Below are 15,307 nucleotides of genomic sequence, written 5' to 3'. Positions count from 1 at the left end.
TTTCGCTTAGGGTTCGAACCTGCTCGGAAAAAAACCTCGCCGTTTCTCACCTCTCACTCAACGTCGTTTTGAAAGCGGCCGCAGTTTTCTAATTCGCAACCTCACCGCTGATTGTCATCAAAAAAATAAGCAGACGGTTTTACCAAAAGTTAAGTAAGAAAACAGAATGCCGTTGAATTTAGATAAGCCCCCAGCCGCTTTCAGAAAGCTTGCCGTGCGAAGAGTTTCGAGACCTGTGGCTCGAAACCGAGTAAGGGAACCGCGCAGCGGCAAGTTTTCGCGGCAATAACTGCGGCACCTGAAACATAGCCAGCGAGCGGCAGCGCGCAGTTAAAGAGCCCGGGATTCTCAAGGGTGGTGGCGATAGACCACCCTTGAGGCCGGTTTGGGTGGCAACCCAAGGTCTTGAAGTGTTTGGGCGGCGAGCCCAAGGTCTTGCGGTTTTGGGTGGCAACCCAAGGTCTTGCGGGTTTGGGTGGCAACCCAAGGTCTCGCAGTGTTTAGGCGGCGAGCCCAAATCCCTCCCCTTCAGGTGAAATAAAACCTGATCAGGTGAAAAAACACCGGTGCTGCAAAGCACAACGAATCAATGCGATCCATCATCCCACCGTGCCCCTCGATCATCGCGCCGAAATCCTTCACGCCGCGATCGCGCTTAATCGCCGACATACACAAGCCCCCGGCGAAGCCGAGTAAGGTGATGACCAGCGAAATCAGTGCGGCCTGCCACGGTGCGAACGGGGTGATCCACCACAGCAACGTCCCGACCAGCGTGGCGCTGAGGATCCCGCCGGCAAAGCCTTCAAGGGTTTTGTTCGGGCTCAGACGCGGCGCAATCGGGCGTTTGCCGAAAAGCTTGCCGAACACGTACTGCAACACATCGGAAATCTGCACCACAATCATCAGAAACAGCAGCAATTTGATGTTCTGGTTTTCATAGCCGGGAATGTTCAGCATCAGCAAGGCAGGCGCGTGGCTGATGCAGTACACCGCCAGCATCATGCTCCACTGAATTTTCGCGCTGCGTTCGAGGAAGTTGACCGTGTCTCCGGCCAGTGCCATGCGGGTTGGGATAAACAGAAACGCGTAGACCGGAATGAAGATCGCAAACGTGCCGTACCAGCGTTCGCCGACCAGCAAATATTGCAGCGGCAGCATAATGAAGAAACACCAGAACAGCGCTTCGTGGTCACCGCGCCGGGTGGGCGTCAGTGTGATGCATTCGCGCAAGGCCAGAAACGACATCACGGCAAACAGCAGCGTCGAGCCGACCGGGCCGAACCACATTGCCATCACCGATAAAATACACATCATCCACCAGGCGCGGATGCGGGCATTGAGGTTGGCGACGACCGGCGTATTACCTTTCACCAGCGCGATCAGATAGCCCAGAATGCTGGCAATCAGCAGCAGACCGAACAATCCGCACAGTAAATAAACTAACGATTTATCCTGAAAATTCATGGTGCCAGTGTCTCCAGAGCAGCCCGCGCACGAAGCAGAAATTCCGCTTTCTCTTCCCCTTCCCGGATACTTTCAACCGGTTCGCCAAACGTTGCCGAACACAGAATGGGCACCACCAGACGGGAGCCTTTCGGCAGCACACGGTTGAGGTTTTCGAGATAAACAGGCACCAGTTCGACATCCGGATTCATTTTCGCGAGATGCCAGATCCCGCTTTTGAACGCCGAGATTTCCTCGCCGTTACCACGGGTGCCCTCCGGGAAAATAATCAGCGACTGGCCTTTTTTCAGAGGGTCGTTCATCAGTTCCAGCGCATTGTTCGGCTGTTCAGACTGCTTTTCAGCAGGACGCCGTTTGATCAACACCGCGTTAAACACACGACGCGCAATGTAACGGCGCAATTTGGAAGAGAGCCAGTAATCAGCCGCCGCAACCGGACGAACCTGAGGACGCAGATGACCGGGCAGGCTGGCCCAAATCACCATACCGTCGAGATGGCTGGAGTGATTGGCGTAGTAAATGCGGGCCTGTTTTTCAGGTAAAGGTGCCAGCCAGCGGGCGCGGACGCCGGTCAGCAGGCGGCAAAGCCGTACCAGAAAACCGGCCACCAGCCGGCCATCCAGCGGTAATTTAGTGCGAGGTTCCATCGTTATCTCCCTCAGTTCCGGCCTTTTCATGCAGTTCACGCAAAATACGTGAACCGCGACGCCAGCAGGTCACCAGTGCGCCGAGCGTAATGATCACCAGACAACTCAGCAGCAGGAGTTGCCCCCACTGCGACGGCAGGAAAATCGCAATCACCGCGCCCGCACACAGAATCGCCATGCGGTGCTGTTTTGCCATCGGCCCGAGAAATTGCTGTTTCAGCCCGCAGGTTCCGCCCAGCAGACGCAAATACGCCGTCATCAGCGCCAGCAGCGCCGCAATCCAGCCCAGCGTGACGGCCTCCGGCATCGCCACCAGACCATAACCGACGCCCGCCAGAATCAGCGTATCGGAAACACGATCCGGTAATTCGTTGTAAACGGGTCCCGCCGGGCTGGCCATGCCGCCTTCCACCGCCACCATGCCGTCGAGCAGGTTACAGATGAGCCGCCCCTGAATCATCAGCGCCGCCAGCAGGAGAAGAAATCCACGCCCGAAAGCCGTTTCACAATAAAATGCCAGCAGAAAACACAGCCCGGACACCAGCGCAAAACCCATGCTGGCCACGGAAATCTGATTCGGCGTAATGCCTTTATTCTTTAACCAGACCGCGCTGTTTTTGGCCCAACGTTTATCCCGGGTGGCGATCGGCCGCCGGCCCTTGAGATCTAAGTCCATAAATAATATCCCTTTATTACTGAAAACTGATGACCCTGATTTCTATAAGCCTTTGTAAGGCATCCAGATAATAGTGAAGTTGCCTGCGCGGTGAAATGTTTTTGTTCAGCCCTCACCCTGAGACGTTCCTGGCCGCTTATGCCGGTTTGAGCATTCCTTAGATCTTTTAATTGGTTGATTAAATCACACAATATGTTAAAACTCTGCTACACCGCATTTTAGACGGCTAAACGTCTGAAGCTCCACATCCCCCGTTTAGAAGGCCAACGTCCAGTGACCGCTTCCCGTCTTGAGATGCGCAACATCTCGATTTCATTTGCCGGTTTTCCCGCGCTTCGCCAGGTAGATTTTACGCTGGAAGGCGGATCCGTCCATGCGCTGGTCGGTGCGAACGGCGCCGGAAAATCGACGCTGATGGCTGTGCTTTCCGGCACGCACGATCATTACACCGGGCAGATCACCATCGACGGCGAGCCGGTGAACATTAAACTCCCGCACCACGCGCGCGCTCACGGCATTCATCTGGTCCAGCAGGAAGTGGATGTCGCGCTGGTGCCGACGCTGAATGTCGCCGAAAACATCATGCTGGACCGGCTTTCCGAGCCCGGACATTTGCATAACTGGCCGCGTTTATACCGTCAGGCGCAGCGGCTGACCGAACAGCTTGGCCTCAACATCAGCCTGAAAGCCCGTATCGAAAACTGCACGCTGGCCGAGAAACAGCTGATTTTGCTGGCGCGCGCGTTGTCACATAAATGCCGTTTCCTGATCCTCGATGAACCGACCGCCCCGCTCGATCAGGCGGAAAGCGCCCGTCTGTTTGCACTGGTGCGTAAACTGAAAGACGCGGGCATGGCGGTGGTCTTTATCTCCCACCGCATTCATGAACTGCGCGAAATCTGCGACCGCATGACGGTGCTGCGCGACGGCCGTCTGGTCAGCGATGACAGCATGGACGGCCTGAGCAACGAGCAGATAATCGAGAAAATGATCGGCCATCAGCTCGATGATATTTATCCGCCACGCCGTCCGCCGCACAGCGGCGAAACGCTGCTGCGCATTCACGGCATGCACGACAAAGACAAACTGCGTGATATTTCACTGCGATTGCATCGCGGTGAGATCCTCGGCATTGCCGGGCTGGCCGGTGCCGGGAAAACCGAGCTGTGCAAAGCGTTGTTTGGCGCGACGCCCAGCCAGGTCGAAAGCGGTGAGCTGAACGGCAAACCGTGGAAGCCGAAAGAACCGCATCTTTCCGTCGAACAGGGTCTGGCATTAGTGCCGGAAGAACGGCGCAAGGAAGGGATTTTCATTGATGAAAATATCCCGATGAACCTCAGCGTCACCGCTGACGATTCGTTTTCGCGCTGGAGTATTTTCAGTAAACGCCAGTCGCTGTCGTGGGCGAAAGACATTATCAGCCGTTTAGGCATTCGCGCTTCCGGGCCGATGCAGAAGCTGGCGAGGCTTTCCGGTGGTAACCAGCAAAAAGTGGCTATCGGAAAATGGCTGCGCAGTGAGAGTCAGGTGTTGATTTTTGACGAACCGACCAAAGGCGTGGACATCAAGGCCAAAACGGACGTGTTCAGGCTGATTGACGGCCTGGCGCAACAGGGAAAAGGCATTATTTATGCTTCCGGTGAGTTCGCCGAACTGGTCGGTTTATGCGACCGCATTCTGGTGTTATGGGATGGCCGCATCGTGGCCGAACTGGACGCCGCAGACGTCGACGAAGAAACCTTATTAGTCTATTCAACCGGAGGAACACCCGCGTGAGCAAAGCCGTGGTGAGTAAAGAAAGTACATTGGCAGCGGGTCAGCCCTGGCGTCATCAGCTGTTCGAATTTTTGTATAAATGGGGCATGTTGCTGACCGTTGTGCTGCTGATCGCCGGTTTTGGCGTAGCCTCGGACAACTTCCTCGAACCGTCGAACATCATCAACATTCTGCGTTCCATCGCCATCGTGACGGTGATTGCCATCGGCGTATCGATTTCACTTTCGGTCGGCGGCTTTGATTTGTCGGTCGGTTCAACGGCGTCGCTCGCCAATGCGCTGGTGATTTCGATGTTCGTCTGGCACGGGTTTGGCACCACCGAAGCGATTCTGATCACGCTCGCGCTGTGTACGCTGGTGGGCCTGTTTAACGCCTTCCTGATTGTTATCCTGAAAATCCCCGACATGCTCGCCACCCTCGCCAGCCTGTTTGTGATTCAGGGCGCGGCGATGACCTACAGTTACGGCGGTTCCATCACGGAGAACATGCTTCTGCCAAGCGGCGACATGGCCGAAGGCACGGTACCCGCGGTATTCAGCCTGCTCGGTCAGGTGCCGGTGATTGTGATCGTGATGGCGGTCGTGACCATTGCGGTACAACTGTTTATGTCGCTGACCAAACATGGCCGCCGTATGTACGCCATCGGCGGCAACCCGCTGGCCGCGCGCCTCGCGGGGATCCGCACCGCGCGTTACCGCGTGATTGCGTACGTGATTTCTTCGGTTCTGGCGGGCGCAGGCGGCATTTTGCTGGCGTCACGTATCGGTTCTTCGCAGGTGAATGCCGGTGGCGGTTATCTGATGGACGCCGTTGCCGCCGCGTATATCGGTTTCTCGCTGGCCGGTTCCGGCAAGCCCAATGCGCTGGGAACCTTGCTGGGCGCAGTGATTCTGGGCGTGCTGTCAAACGGGCTGGTGATGCTGTCGGTGCCGTACTACGCGATGGATATTATCAAAGGGCTGGTGTTGGCGGTGGCGCTGGCGCTGACGTACATTCAGAAGAGATAGCGGAGGCCGCTGCTATATTTCGGCTTTTTTAAGGTCAACACCCTGGGTCAAGGTCGTGGGCTCGCCGCCCACACGGGCCCAAAGGGTTTTAAACGAAACCCTTTGGAATCCTGCGTTTTATTACTGCGCGCTCCGCTCGCTGGCTATGTTTCAGTTACCGCAGCGACAGGCTGGAAATCTTGCCGCTGTGCGGTTCCTTCTCTCGGTCCTGGAGCCTCTGGTCTCCAGGCCGCTCCGTTCAGCAAGATTTCTGAATCGCCCACACGATCTTAAATTCAAAGGCAGACTATTCTTCATTTTAGAAAAGTGTATTGGCGTGATCAAAAATGGCACCGAATGAACGGTTCGAGACCTTAGGCTCGAAGCCTGAAATTCGGGAATCGCGAAGCGATGACATTTTGCGCCACTCGCTAATGCCCCAGAACATGTCCGTCGTGCCCGCGATAGCGCGCAGTGAAAGAGCCCGGGGGGGTCTTGGGGGGTGGCGGCGATAGGCCGCCCCCCAAGTCGGTGTGGGCCGACGCCCACGACCTTGAATTTGAAGTTGAAGTTGAAGTTGAAGTTGAAGTTGAAGTTGGCTTTAAAGTATTTATGTGAGTACCTTAAACATCACACTCGTCGACTCCAGCACGCCTCCCGTCGACATTGCATACTGCGGAATGATCCCGCTCAGCGTAAACCCCTGATTTTCATAAAGCGTCTGCGCCGGACTGCCCGTAACGGTATCCAGCACCAGCAGGGTTTTGCTCTCTTCACGCGCCAGCGCTTCCACCGCATCCATCAGCTTTTTCGCCACGCCTTTACGGCGCCCTTCCGGATGGACCATCAGTTTCACCACGTCGCCGCGATGGAGGCCGTTGCCCGGTTGATCGACCACCAGCTGGACGGTGCCGATGATTTTTCCGGCTTCGCGGGCGACCAGAAGACGCTTTTCGCCACGCTCAAAAGCAGGCAATAATTTTTGCCAGAACGCCTGCGCCTGCACAAACCCGAACGGAAGAATGAACCCGATGCTTGCGCCGAGCGCCACCGACTGCATCAGGGTTTCTGCCAGCGCGTCCAGATCCGCCTCCGGCAATACGCCACCCTGCACTTCACTTATCACGACTTCTCTGCCGTTTTGCATAATGATGCTCCTGTTCTGTCAGATTTAAGGACGTGAAATCACAATGGCGTAGCGGGCATCCGCCGGGCCGGGAACGTGGAATGACGAGGTGCCGTGAAGATGGAAACGCAGGCAATCTCCGGCCTCAAGCCGGTAAGTGCGTGAAGCGAGCGTGAACTCCAGTATGCCTTCCAGCATCCAGATATGCTGCTCGAGGCCGTCCACCGGCGGGGAATCATACGAAATCGTGGCACCGGCTTTTAACGTGCCGGAGATCAGTTCGGCGCGAAAACCCGGTGCGGGCGGGGAAACCGAACGGCGCGCAAAACCGGTTTCGCGGTCATGCCACACCGGCTGCTGCGCGGCGCGGATAAGCTCCGGCGGGTTATCCTCCAGCGCCATCAGCAGACGCGAGGTGGTCAGCCCGTACGCAGCACTCAGTTTGCCCAGCAGCGACGCGGTCGGGCTGGTTTCTGCACGCTCCACGCGGGAAAGCGTTGCCCGGCTGATGCCCGTGCGTTGCGCCAGTTGTTCCAGCGACCAGCCCTGGCTGACGCGTAATTCTGCCAGCCGTTCGGCCAGACGCAGATCGTGACTGTCCTGCCCTTCTTCCATTTCGTTCCCCTTGAAAATTCTCAATACAGGGAAAATATCTCTCATTTGAGAAATGCGCAAGTTAAAATAATGTAAGCAGAAAGTATTAGCTAAGTTGTACAAAAATAATAAAGTTGTACAGCTTTCATATCAGGCGCTAGAGTTACGATAAGTTGGATGAATATTTTTGGATTTAACTATGTCTCTTTACAGCATCGGCGAAGTCGCCCGAATTTGTGGTATCAACCCGGTCACGCTTCGCGCATGGCAACGCCGCTATGGTTTGCTTAAACCGCAGCGCACCGAAGGCGGCCACCGCCTCTTTAACGATGATGATCTCGACACCATCCGCACCATTCTGGGCTGGATCAATCGCGGCATTCCCGTCGGCCAGGTGAAATCCCTGCTGGAAGGCAAAGTCGAGGCATTGCCCGGCGGCTGGTCGCAGGGCGAACACCGTCTTCTGACCGCGCTTCAGGACGGACGCAGCAACAAAGTGCGTCAGCTGATTATCGAACTGGGGCGGGAATATCCGGCGGCCTCGTTTGTGAATAATATTTTGCGCCCGTTGCGTGAGCGCCTGAGTTCCGGCGATTCACGGCTGCTCATGATGCGCAGCCAGCTCGACGGGCTGATCATCGAGCACGCCGTGATGTGTATGAATGCCGCACGTAAACGGCCGGGAACCCCGGCAACGCTGACCGGCTGGGGGCACACCGACAGCACCGAGCTGTGGCTTGAAGCCATTGTGCGTTGCGAAGAAGGTATGCAGGTTGAAATCCTGCCGGTTCCGCTGGATGAGCCACATCTGGAAAACCTCAGCGGCTCGCAAATATTGTTGTGGTCGGAAGGCAAGCTCACGCAGATCCAGCGCCAGCGCCTTCTGAACTGGGTGGAACAAGGGCTTTCGATCATTCTTCTGGGCAGCTCGGCGGTTATTCTCAGCGCCGGAGAAGACGAACCTCACGCAGAGTCTGAGCCGGCGCTTTTACCGCATGACGAAAGTCACACCATTCTTCAGATGGTGCCTTTGCGCAAAGAAGGAAAAAAATAATGATTAAACATTTTCCTGAGCCCGCCATTGCTCCCGACGTTTTGTCGCGGCTTTGCGAATTTTATCATCAGCTTGAGATGAGCCAGCTGCCGCAGCTTTCACGCATCTATCACCCGCATGTGGTGTTTATCGATCCGGTTTCGCATTACGACGGCGTGGACGCGCTCGAGCGCTATTTCTCGCAGTTGCTCAGGAAAGTGAATTATTGCCGCTTTGAAATTCAGCCCCCGCTGTTGCAAGGCGACGAAGCATCCCTGTTCTGGCAGATGGAGTTTTCCCATCCTGCCCTGAAAAAAGGCCAGCCGATGTTTCTCCACGGCGCGAGCCATATCCGCCTGCACGATAACCGCGTCATTTATCAGCGTGATTATTACGACCTCGGCGCGATGCTGTATGAGCATCTGCCGGTGCTCGGCGGCGCCGTCCGCGTAGTCAAAGCCAGGTTGAAATAATGCGCCGCGTTCTGATTACCGGTGCCAGTTCAGGTATCGGAAAACAGCTGGCACAGGATTACGCCGCCGAAGGCTGGGAAGTGACGGCGTGCGGTCGCAGCCTGGAAAAACTGATCAGTACGGCAGCCGCCAGTCCGCTGATTATTCCGCTGTGTTTTGATATCACCGATTTGACCGCCACGCGTCAGGCGTTACACGACGTACAGGCTGATTTAGTGATTCTGTGCGCCGGAACCTGTGAATACCTGGATAACGGCGTGGTGGAAGCCGAAAAAGTTGCCCGCGTGATGAACGCCAATTTCATCGGCCCGGTCAATTGCCTGGACGCCCTGCTGCCGGGTTTAGCAGCCGGAAGTCGCGTGGCGATCGTCGGTTCCACCGCCTGGCTTTTGCCCTTTTCGCGCAGTGAAGCGTATGGCGCATCGAAAGCCGCGCTGGCCTTTTTCGCACGTTCACTGAGCGTCGATCTGGCTCCGCGTCAGATTCACATTTCGCTGATCCAGCCGGGATTTGTGGAAACACCGCTGACGGCGCGAAACAATTTTCCGATGCCGATGATGGTGACCGTCACGCAGGCTTCTCAGCACATTCGAAAAAAACTGGCGCGCGGTGCCAGTGAAATTGCATTCCCGCCGCTTTTTGCCGGTTTCCTCAGGGTGGCATCTTTGCTGCCGGTGAGTCTGCAAAAATGGTTATGTCGGAAAATGGTGAAATGAAATGACAATAAAAGTGGCGATCGTGGGAAGCGGCATTTCGGGCCTGAGCTGTGCGTGGATGCTGGCGAAAAGCCAGCCCGGCTGCGAGATCACGGTTTTCGAATCGTCGGCAACGTTAGGCGGGCATACTGCCACACAGGACGTCATTTCAGACGGCAAAGCCTACGCCATCGACACCGGTTTTATTGTCTACAACTCGCGGACGTATCCGCATTTCATCGCCCTTTTGCGCGAGCTGGGCATTGAAGGCCAGCCGACGGAAATGAGTTTTTCCGTGCGCAATCCGGCCAGCAAGCTTGAATATAACGGGCATTCGCTCAACAGCCTGTTTGCCCAGCGCCGCAATCTGTTCAGGCCGCAATTCTGGCGCTTCATTTTCGAGATCCTGCGCTTTAATAAACTCTGCAAGGCGCGCCTGCTGAATCCACACAATGACGAAGATACACTGGCCGATTTGCTCGATCAAAATGGCTTTTCGCCGTTTTTCGCACTGCATTATGTGTTGCCGATGGGCGCGGCGATCTGGTCGTCCTCGCTGGGCGACATGGCGAATTTTCCGCTGTCGATGTTCCTGCGATTCTTTGATAACCACGGGCTGCTCGATGTGACAAATCGTCCGCAATGGAGGGTGGTGCCGGGCGGTTCGCGTGAATATATCCGCCGCTTACAGGCGCGGTTACCCGCCAGTGTGAAACTACTGACGGACGCTCCGGTGACTAAAGTCATCCGTTCTTCTTGCGGCGTGGTTGTGCATTACGCGCAGGGCGAAGCGCATTTCGATCAGGTGATTTTCGCCTGCCATTCGGATGAAGCACTGGCGATTTTGGGCGAACAGGCCACGGCCGATGAGCGCGACATTCTCGGTGAGCTGCCTTATCAGGCCAACGACGTGATTCTGCATACCGATACCCGCCTGCTGCCGCGTGAAAAACGTGCCTGGGCGAGCTGGAATTATCAGTTGCCGAATACCGTTAGTGACGCGCTGCGCGGGGATATGCGTGATGGCAATCCATCTAACACGCGCCGTGCCAGCGTGACGTACAACATGAACATTTTGCAGGGGCTGGACGCGCCGAAAACCTTCTGCGTTTCGCTCAATCCGCTCACGCCGGTTGACGGCAGCAAAGTCCTGTTCCGCGCGACCTATATGCATCCGGTGCTGAACGTCGCCAGCCATCATGCGCAGCAGCAGCGTTACCGGATCAACGGCGTCAACCGCACCTGGTTCTGCGGCGCTTACTGGTACAACGGTTTCCATGAAGACGGCGTCAACAGCGCCCGCGACGTGGCCGAACAGCTGACCCTGCAACTTGAACGCGAAGACACCGCCGGGCAGGCCGAACGGGAGGCGTCATGAACAGCACGTTGTACGTCGGTACCGTGCGCCACCGGCGGTTTACGCCGGTCGAACACCGTTTCGATTACGACATTTTCATGCCGCTGATTGATCTCGATGAGCTGGAACAACTGCCTGCACTCGGCGTAAAGCTGGAACGTTTTTCGCCGGCCAGCTTTCGCCGAAAAGATTATCTGGGCGGCGGAGACATCAAAACCAAAGCGCAGGAAAGAATTGCCGAACTGACCGGCGATCGCCCTGACGGACGGGTAATGTTGCTTTGTCAGTTATGTTATTTCGGCTGTTATTTCAATCCGGTCAATTTCTACTACCTTTATGATAAGACCGGAATTTTGCGCTGGATGCTGGCCGAGGTGCGGAACACGCCTTGGAATGAACGCCACACCTACGCCGTGCTGCCCGACGGTTCGCAGCCGGTCCCGAAAGCCTTCCATGTGTCGCCTTTTAATCCGATGGACATGGTCTATCACTGGCGTCTGACATCCCCGGGAAAAGAATTACATATCACTATCGAAAATCACCGTAAAGAACGGGAATTCGATGCTGCCCTGTCGCTGACTGCCCGCCCGCTGACCCGCGACGCGTTGCGCCAGCAATTATGGCGGCTGCCTCTCATGACCGCGAAAACCGCCCTGACGATTTACTGGCAGGCGGTAAAACTGTGGCTGAAACGGGCACCTGTTTATTCTCATCCTCCCGTTGATAAGGACTGACCATGAGCCAACCCGAAGTGCAATTCGCCCGCGAAGGGGCGATGAACCGGCGCAGCAAGGCTGCACGCGCACTGATTCTCGGCGTATTAAAAAATCTGAATGGCGCCGGGTTAACGCTGCGTGAACCGGGTGAAGATGCGGTCTTTTTTGGCGACGCGACAGCCCCTTTGCAGGGCGAAATTGAAGTTCACAATCTGCGGGCTTACCGGCGGGTTTTGCTCGGAGGAAGCATCGCGGCGGGCGAAAGTTTTATTGATGGCGACTGGACGACGCCCAATCTGACGGCGGTTCTGCAACTGCTGGCCGAAAACATGAAGCTGGTGGATAAAATCGAAGCGCGGCTGAGCTGGCTGAGCACGCCGCTGAACAGGCTGATTCACTTATTCCGCCGCAACAGCCCGACGCAGGCGCGCAAAAATATCTCCGCGCATTACGATCTCGGTAACGATTTTTATCAGGGCTTTCTGGATGAGCAAATGCTCTATTCATCTGCCTGGTATCAGACACCGCAGATGTCGCTGGAACAGGCGCAGGAAGCCAAAATGCGCCGCTTGTGCGAACAACTGCAACTGCATGCGGGCGATCATCTGCTGGAAATCGGTACCGGCTGGGGCGCGATGGCAGAGTTTGCCGCCCGTGAATACGGCTGCAAAGTGACGACCACCACTATTTCCCGCGAGCAGTTCCGCTACGCCAGCCAACGCATTGCGAATGCCGGGCTGAGCGACCGCGTGACGGTGTTATTTGAAGATTACCGCTCGCTCGACGGCCAGTACGACAAGCTGGTTTCCATCGAAATGATCGAAGCCGTCGGGAAACGCTACCTTTCCACCTTCTTCAAACGCTGCAATGCCCTGCTGAAACCACAGGGACGGCTGGCGATCCAGGCAATCACCATTGCCGATCAGCGTTACGCGACGTACAGCCGCAAAGTCGATTTTATTCAGCGCTACGTTTTTCCCGGCGGTTTTCTGCCGTCTATCACCGCCATGAATGAAACGATGACCCGTTATACCGGCCTGGTGGTGCGCGACTTGTTCGACATCGGTTTTGATTACGCCCGCACGCTGCACGAATGGCGCGAACGGGTACAGCGTTACTGGAATGCTCAACCGGACGGCGTTCAGGACGAACATTTCCGCCGCCTGTGGCTGTTTTACCTGTGCTACTGCGAGGCCGGATTCCGCGCCCGCACCATCAGCACCGTACAGCTTATCGCCGAGCGACGCGGATGAAATCGTGGCGGTTCTGGCTGCTGACGCTGGGCTTTGATGTCTGGTGGACACTGGCAGTCTGGGGACGCGACCAGTTTATCTTTTTTCTGCTGATCAGCAGTTTTCTGATGCTGGCGTTTACGCCTTCGCATCGACGTTTATGGGTGGCGGTCGTTTGCACGCTGGGCATCATGCTTGATTCGCTGTGGTGTATTTTTGGTCTGTTGGAATTTACAGATTCGCAGGCTGTTCCGCCGTGGATGATGGCGCTCTGGCTGGGGTTCAGCGCGTGGTGGCTGTGGCTGCTTGGCGTAATACGCCTTGCGTGGTACTGGCTGATCCCGCTCGGCGCGGTCAGCGGGCCGCTGGCGTATTTCCTCGGTATGCAGCTCGGCGCCATGCAGCTCATCGCCGCACCGGTTTACGTCTGGCTGGCGCTCGCCGCCGGATGGGCGGTTTTCCTGCCGCTGGTCAGTCTGCCGGTATTGTTCCGTAACACACGGAGAACCTGATGAAACGTTTTTTACTGCTGGCAATACCGCTGCTGTTTTCATTCTCTGCTATCGCCGCCACACCGTGGGATCACTGGCGGCAGGTGGGACGCGCCACGCTGAACTGGGGACCGTTTGAAGTTTACAACTCACAGCTGCTGACGCCGGAAGGCCATTATCAGGCGCAAAAATGGCCACAGGCGTTAGTGATCGACTATCTGCGCAGCATTGATCGCGAGGAACTGACCAAAGCCACGGAAGAGCAATGGCAGGCACTCGGACTGCTGGAACAGGCGCGGAAAAATGACTGGCTGAACCGCGTTGAAAAAATCTGGCCGGACGTCAGTAACGGCAGCGAAATCGTTTTTCTGGCTGATGAGAACGGTGGCCAGTTTTACAGCCGCGCGCCCAACAGCGTGCTGATTCAACCCATCGGCGAACCGTTCAACCCGGCGTTTCGCGACGCATTCCTGGCCATCTGGCTTTCACCCGCCACGCAATATCCTGATTTACGCAGCAAGCTCATCGGCGCGACGGCGTCCGATTAATGTTCATCCGACCGGAGGTTTTATGACTGCCCTGCGCAAAATGCTTCTTCCACTTCTGGCGGCCTGCGCGCTGCTGCTGACCAGTTGCAGTGCCAGTATCAAAGATTATGCGCAAGCGCAGCCAGCGCTGGATATCTTCACCTATTTTGCCGGTGATACCGTGGCATACGGCATGGTGCAGGATTACAGCCATAAACAGACCCGGCGTTTTACCGCCAAAATTCAGGGTGACGTGGTGGCGGATACGCTGACGCTGCACGAGGATTTTGTGTATGACGACGGCGAGAAACAGACCCGCGTCTGGCACATCCGGAAACTCGCAGATGGCCGTTATACCGGTACGGCGGGTGACATTATCGGCACCGCGACCGGGCAATCGGCCGGAAATGCGTTCAACTGGAAATATGTGATGGACGTTAAATCAGGCGGCAGCACGTACCGCCTGACCTTCGACGACTGGATTTATCAGCAGGACGAACAGCATCTGTTTAACGTCACATCGCTGAGAAAATTCGGCGTCGAAGTGGCGCGTGTGACGCTGTTCTTTGAGAAGAAGTGAGGGTGTTAAATCTTCACCTCTTTAATCACCGTTTTGCGGCGGCCGAAGACGAATTTGCCCAGCGTCACCAGCAGAACGGCGCAAAGAATTACGCCTAACGCTACCCATTCGACCGGCGAAAGGGATTCACCGGCGAAGCCGATACCCAGCAAAACCGCGACTATCGGGTTCACATAGGCATAACTGGTGGCGACGGCGGGACGCACGGTTTTCAGCAAAAACATATAGGCGCTGATAGCAATCATCGAGCCGAAAACCACCAGATAGCCCAGCGCCAGAAAGCCACTGAGCGTCGGCGCGGCCGACAGATGTTCACCGGTGAGTCGGCTGGCAACCAGCAATACCACACCCGCAATAATCATTTCTGCCGCACCGGCCATCAGGCCAACCGGAAGGGTCAGGCGCGAACTCCACACCGAACCAAACGCCCAGCTCAGCGAGGCCAGCAGGATCAGCGCCGCGCCCCACGGGTTTCCTTCCAGATTGCTGCCGGTATTGAGCAGCACAATACCAAACAGGCCGATCGCCACGCCGGTCCATTCCAGACGGCTGTTGGGCATTCCCCACAGACGGCTGAAGCACAGCGTAAACAGCGGAACCGTAGCGACCATCACCGCGGCAATGCCCGACGGCACCTGCATATGTTCGGCGACAGTCACCAGACCGTTACCGACGGAGAGCAGCAAGATGCCCACCGCACCGGCGGCCATCCACTGTTTCAGCGTCGGGACTTTATGCCCGCGCAGCAGCAAAAAGGTGAACATAATGCATCCGGCAACAAAGAAACGCAGCCCGGCCATCATCAGCGGCGGCCAGCTTTCCACGCCCACGCGGATCACGAAATAGGTAGAACCCCAGATAAAATACAACGCAAACAGTGCTGCGATTAATGGCAGCAGGGAACGGGTCACAGAGGCGGTCATAGGAATAACTT

Annotated in this window: 17 protein-coding genes; 11 read left to right on the top strand and 6 right to left on the bottom strand. The window is 56.4% G+C overall.

Annotated elements, in window-relative coordinates:
- Positions 1-528: 528 nt before the first annotated feature.
- Genes GW579_RS14015 through GW579_RS14005 form a run of 3 tightly spaced genes read right to left on the bottom strand, consistent with a single transcriptional unit; the run spans position 529 to position 2,787 of the window.
- The gene (locus tag GW579_RS14015; protein ID WP_152325542.1) at positions 529-1,464 is read right to left on the bottom strand and encodes a phosphatidate cytidylyltransferase; all 936 of its coding nucleotides are present in this window, start codon (positions 1,462-1,464) and stop codon (positions 529-531) included.
- Complete coding sequence (locus tag GW579_RS14010; RefSeq protein ID WP_152325541.1) at positions 1,461-2,111, bottom strand: lysophospholipid acyltransferase family protein; 651 nt, start codon at positions 2,109-2,111, stop codon at positions 1,461-1,463. Before GW579_RS14010 ends, GW579_RS14015 begins: the two co-directional genes overlap by 4 nt.
- Positions 2,095-2,787 (bottom strand): CDP-alcohol phosphatidyltransferase family protein, encoded by a 693-nt coding sequence (locus GW579_RS14005; protein WP_165059566.1) that lies wholly within the window; start codon positions 2,785-2,787, stop codon positions 2,095-2,097. Before GW579_RS14005 ends, GW579_RS14010 begins: the two co-directional genes overlap by 17 nt.
- 294 nt (positions 2,788-3,081) lie before the next feature.
- Here GW579_RS14005 and GW579_RS14000 point away from each other — a divergent pair, with 294 nt between their 5' ends.
- A complete protein-coding gene (locus GW579_RS14000) occupies positions 3,082-4,563 on the top strand; it encodes a sugar ABC transporter ATP-binding protein (protein WP_152326323.1) in 1,482 nt (493 codons plus the stop codon).
- An 11-nt stretch (positions 4,564-4,574) separates the two neighbouring features.
- On the top strand, positions 4,575-5,570 hold the full coding sequence (locus GW579_RS13995; protein ID WP_152326322.1) for an ABC transporter permease: 996 nt from the start codon (positions 4,575-4,577) through the stop codon (positions 5,568-5,570).
- A 589-nt stretch (positions 5,571-6,159) separates the two neighbouring features.
- Here GW579_RS13995 and GW579_RS13990 read toward each other — a convergent pair.
- On the bottom strand, positions 6,160-6,696 hold the full coding sequence (locus GW579_RS13990) for a GNAT family N-acetyltransferase (protein ID WP_165059563.1): 537 nt from the start codon (positions 6,694-6,696) through the stop codon (positions 6,160-6,162).
- 24 nt (positions 6,697-6,720) lie between these two features.
- Positions 6,721-7,290: a helix-turn-helix domain-containing protein gene (locus GW579_RS13985; protein WP_152325538.1), complete on the bottom strand. Its 570-nt coding sequence runs from the start codon at positions 7,288-7,290 to the stop codon at positions 6,721-6,723.
- Positions 7,291-7,468: 178 nt separating this feature from the next.
- On the opposite strand from GW579_RS13985, the gene GW579_RS13980 reads away from it, so the two are divergent.
- From GW579_RS13980 to GW579_RS13940, 9 genes are read left to right on the top strand one after another with little or no spacing between them, the layout of a single operon-like run.
- Positions 7,469-8,323: a MerR family transcriptional regulator gene (locus tag GW579_RS13980; RefSeq protein WP_165059561.1), complete on the top strand. Its 855-nt coding sequence runs from the start codon at positions 7,469-7,471 to the stop codon at positions 8,321-8,323.
- The gene (locus tag GW579_RS13975) at positions 8,323-8,775 is read left to right on the top strand and encodes a nuclear transport factor 2 family protein (protein WP_165059559.1); all 453 of its coding nucleotides are present in this window, start codon (positions 8,323-8,325) and stop codon (positions 8,773-8,775) included. Before GW579_RS13980 ends, GW579_RS13975 begins: the two co-directional genes overlap by 1 nt.
- Positions 8,775-9,491 carry an SDR family NAD(P)-dependent oxidoreductase gene (locus tag GW579_RS13970; RefSeq protein WP_165059558.1) on the top strand — a complete coding sequence of 239 codons (717 nt, stop codon included), beginning with the start codon at positions 8,775-8,777 and terminating at the stop codon, positions 9,489-9,491. The genes GW579_RS13975 and GW579_RS13970 overlap by 1 nt, the downstream gene beginning before the upstream one ends.
- A gap of 7 nt (positions 9,492-9,498) precedes the next feature.
- Positions 9,499-10,848, top strand: coding sequence for an FAD-dependent oxidoreductase (locus GW579_RS13965; protein ID WP_193333130.1), 1,350 nt, complete (start codon positions 9,499-9,501; stop codon positions 10,846-10,848).
- Positions 10,845-11,561 (top strand): DUF1365 domain-containing protein, encoded by a 717-nt coding sequence (locus GW579_RS13960; protein ID WP_152325533.1) that lies wholly within the window; start codon positions 10,845-10,847, stop codon positions 11,559-11,561. The genes GW579_RS13965 and GW579_RS13960 overlap by 4 nt, the downstream gene beginning before the upstream one ends.
- 2 nt (positions 11,562-11,563) lie before the next feature.
- Positions 11,564-12,796: an SAM-dependent methyltransferase gene (locus GW579_RS13955; RefSeq protein WP_152325532.1), complete on the top strand. Its 1,233-nt coding sequence runs from the start codon at positions 11,564-11,566 to the stop codon at positions 12,794-12,796.
- Positions 12,793-13,287 carry a DUF2878 domain-containing protein gene (locus tag GW579_RS13950; protein ID WP_165059556.1) on the top strand — a complete coding sequence of 165 codons (495 nt, stop codon included), beginning with the start codon at positions 12,793-12,795 and terminating at the stop codon, positions 13,285-13,287. Before GW579_RS13955 ends, GW579_RS13950 begins: the two co-directional genes overlap by 4 nt.
- Positions 13,287-13,814 carry a chalcone isomerase family protein gene (locus GW579_RS13945; RefSeq protein WP_152325530.1) on the top strand — a complete coding sequence of 176 codons (528 nt, stop codon included), beginning with the start codon at positions 13,287-13,289 and terminating at the stop codon, positions 13,812-13,814. Before GW579_RS13950 ends, GW579_RS13945 begins: the two co-directional genes overlap by 1 nt.
- A gap of 22 nt (positions 13,815-13,836) precedes the next feature.
- Positions 13,837-14,373, top strand: a complete 537-nt coding sequence (locus GW579_RS13940) for a DUF3833 domain-containing protein (protein ID WP_152325529.1) — start codon at positions 13,837-13,839, stop codon at positions 14,371-14,373.
- Between the two features lie 5 nt (positions 14,374-14,378).
- On the opposite strand, the gene yedA is transcribed toward GW579_RS13940, so the two are convergent.
- Complete coding sequence (yedA, locus tag GW579_RS13935) at positions 14,379-15,296, bottom strand: drug/metabolite exporter YedA (RefSeq protein ID WP_152325528.1); 918 nt, start codon at positions 15,294-15,296, stop codon at positions 14,379-14,381.
- Between the last annotated feature and the right edge of the window lie 11 nt (positions 15,297-15,307).

Source organism: Rahnella contaminans (assembly GCF_011065485.1).
GTDB classification, from domain to species: Bacteria; Pseudomonadota; Gammaproteobacteria; order Enterobacterales; family Enterobacteriaceae; genus Rahnella; species Rahnella contaminans.
The sequence above is the reverse complement of the archived record's forward strand: the minus strand, read 5'-3'. Positions and strand labels throughout refer to the sequence as shown.

What these genes read in the sequence shown, in the direction of transcription:
- GW579_RS13975 (WP_165059559.1), top strand. Translation starts at nt 8,323, where the DNA reads ATGATTAAACATTTTCCTGAGCCCGCCATTGCTCCCGACGTTTTGTCG.
- GW579_RS14005 (WP_165059566.1), bottom strand. Translation starts at nt 2,787, where the DNA reads ATGGACTTAGATCTCAAGGGCCGGCGGCCGATCGCCACCCGGGATAAA.
- GW579_RS14000 (WP_152326323.1), top strand. Translation starts at nt 3,082, where the DNA reads ATGCGCAACATCTCGATTTCATTTGCCGGTTTTCCCGCGCTTCGCCAG.
- GW579_RS13950 (WP_165059556.1), top strand. Translation starts at nt 12,793, where the DNA reads ATGAAATCGTGGCGGTTCTGGCTGCTGACGCTGGGCTTTGATGTCTGG.
- GW579_RS13980 (WP_165059561.1), top strand. Translation starts at nt 7,469, where the DNA reads ATGTCTCTTTACAGCATCGGCGAAGTCGCCCGAATTTGTGGTATCAAC.
- GW579_RS13955 (WP_152325532.1), top strand. Translation starts at nt 11,564, where the DNA reads ATGAGCCAACCCGAAGTGCAATTCGCCCGCGAAGGGGCGATGAACCGG.
- GW579_RS13940 (WP_152325529.1), top strand. Translation starts at nt 13,837, where the DNA reads ATGACTGCCCTGCGCAAAATGCTTCTTCCACTTCTGGCGGCCTGCGCG.
- GW579_RS13990 (WP_165059563.1), bottom strand. Translation starts at nt 6,696, where the DNA reads ATGCAAAACGGCAGAGAAGTCGTGATAAGTGAAGTGCAGGGTGGCGTA.
- GW579_RS13960 (WP_152325533.1), top strand. Translation starts at nt 10,845, where the DNA reads ATGAACAGCACGTTGTACGTCGGTACCGTGCGCCACCGGCGGTTTACG.
- GW579_RS13945 (WP_152325530.1), top strand. Translation starts at nt 13,287, where the DNA reads ATGAAACGTTTTTTACTGCTGGCAATACCGCTGCTGTTTTCATTCTCT.
- yedA (WP_152325528.1), bottom strand. Translation starts at nt 15,296, where the DNA reads ATGACCGCCTCTGTGACCCGTTCCCTGCTGCCATTAATCGCAGCACTG.
- GW579_RS13970 (WP_165059558.1), top strand. Translation starts at nt 8,775, where the DNA reads ATGCGCCGCGTTCTGATTACCGGTGCCAGTTCAGGTATCGGAAAACAG.
- GW579_RS14015 (WP_152325542.1), bottom strand. Translation starts at nt 1,464, where the DNA reads ATGAATTTTCAGGATAAATCGTTAGTTTATTTACTGTGCGGATTGTTC.
- GW579_RS13985 (WP_152325538.1), bottom strand. Translation starts at nt 7,290, where the DNA reads ATGGAAGAAGGGCAGGACAGTCACGATCTGCGTCTGGCCGAACGGCTG.
- GW579_RS14010 (WP_152325541.1), bottom strand. Translation starts at nt 2,111, where the DNA reads ATGGAACCTCGCACTAAATTACCGCTGGATGGCCGGCTGGTGGCCGGT.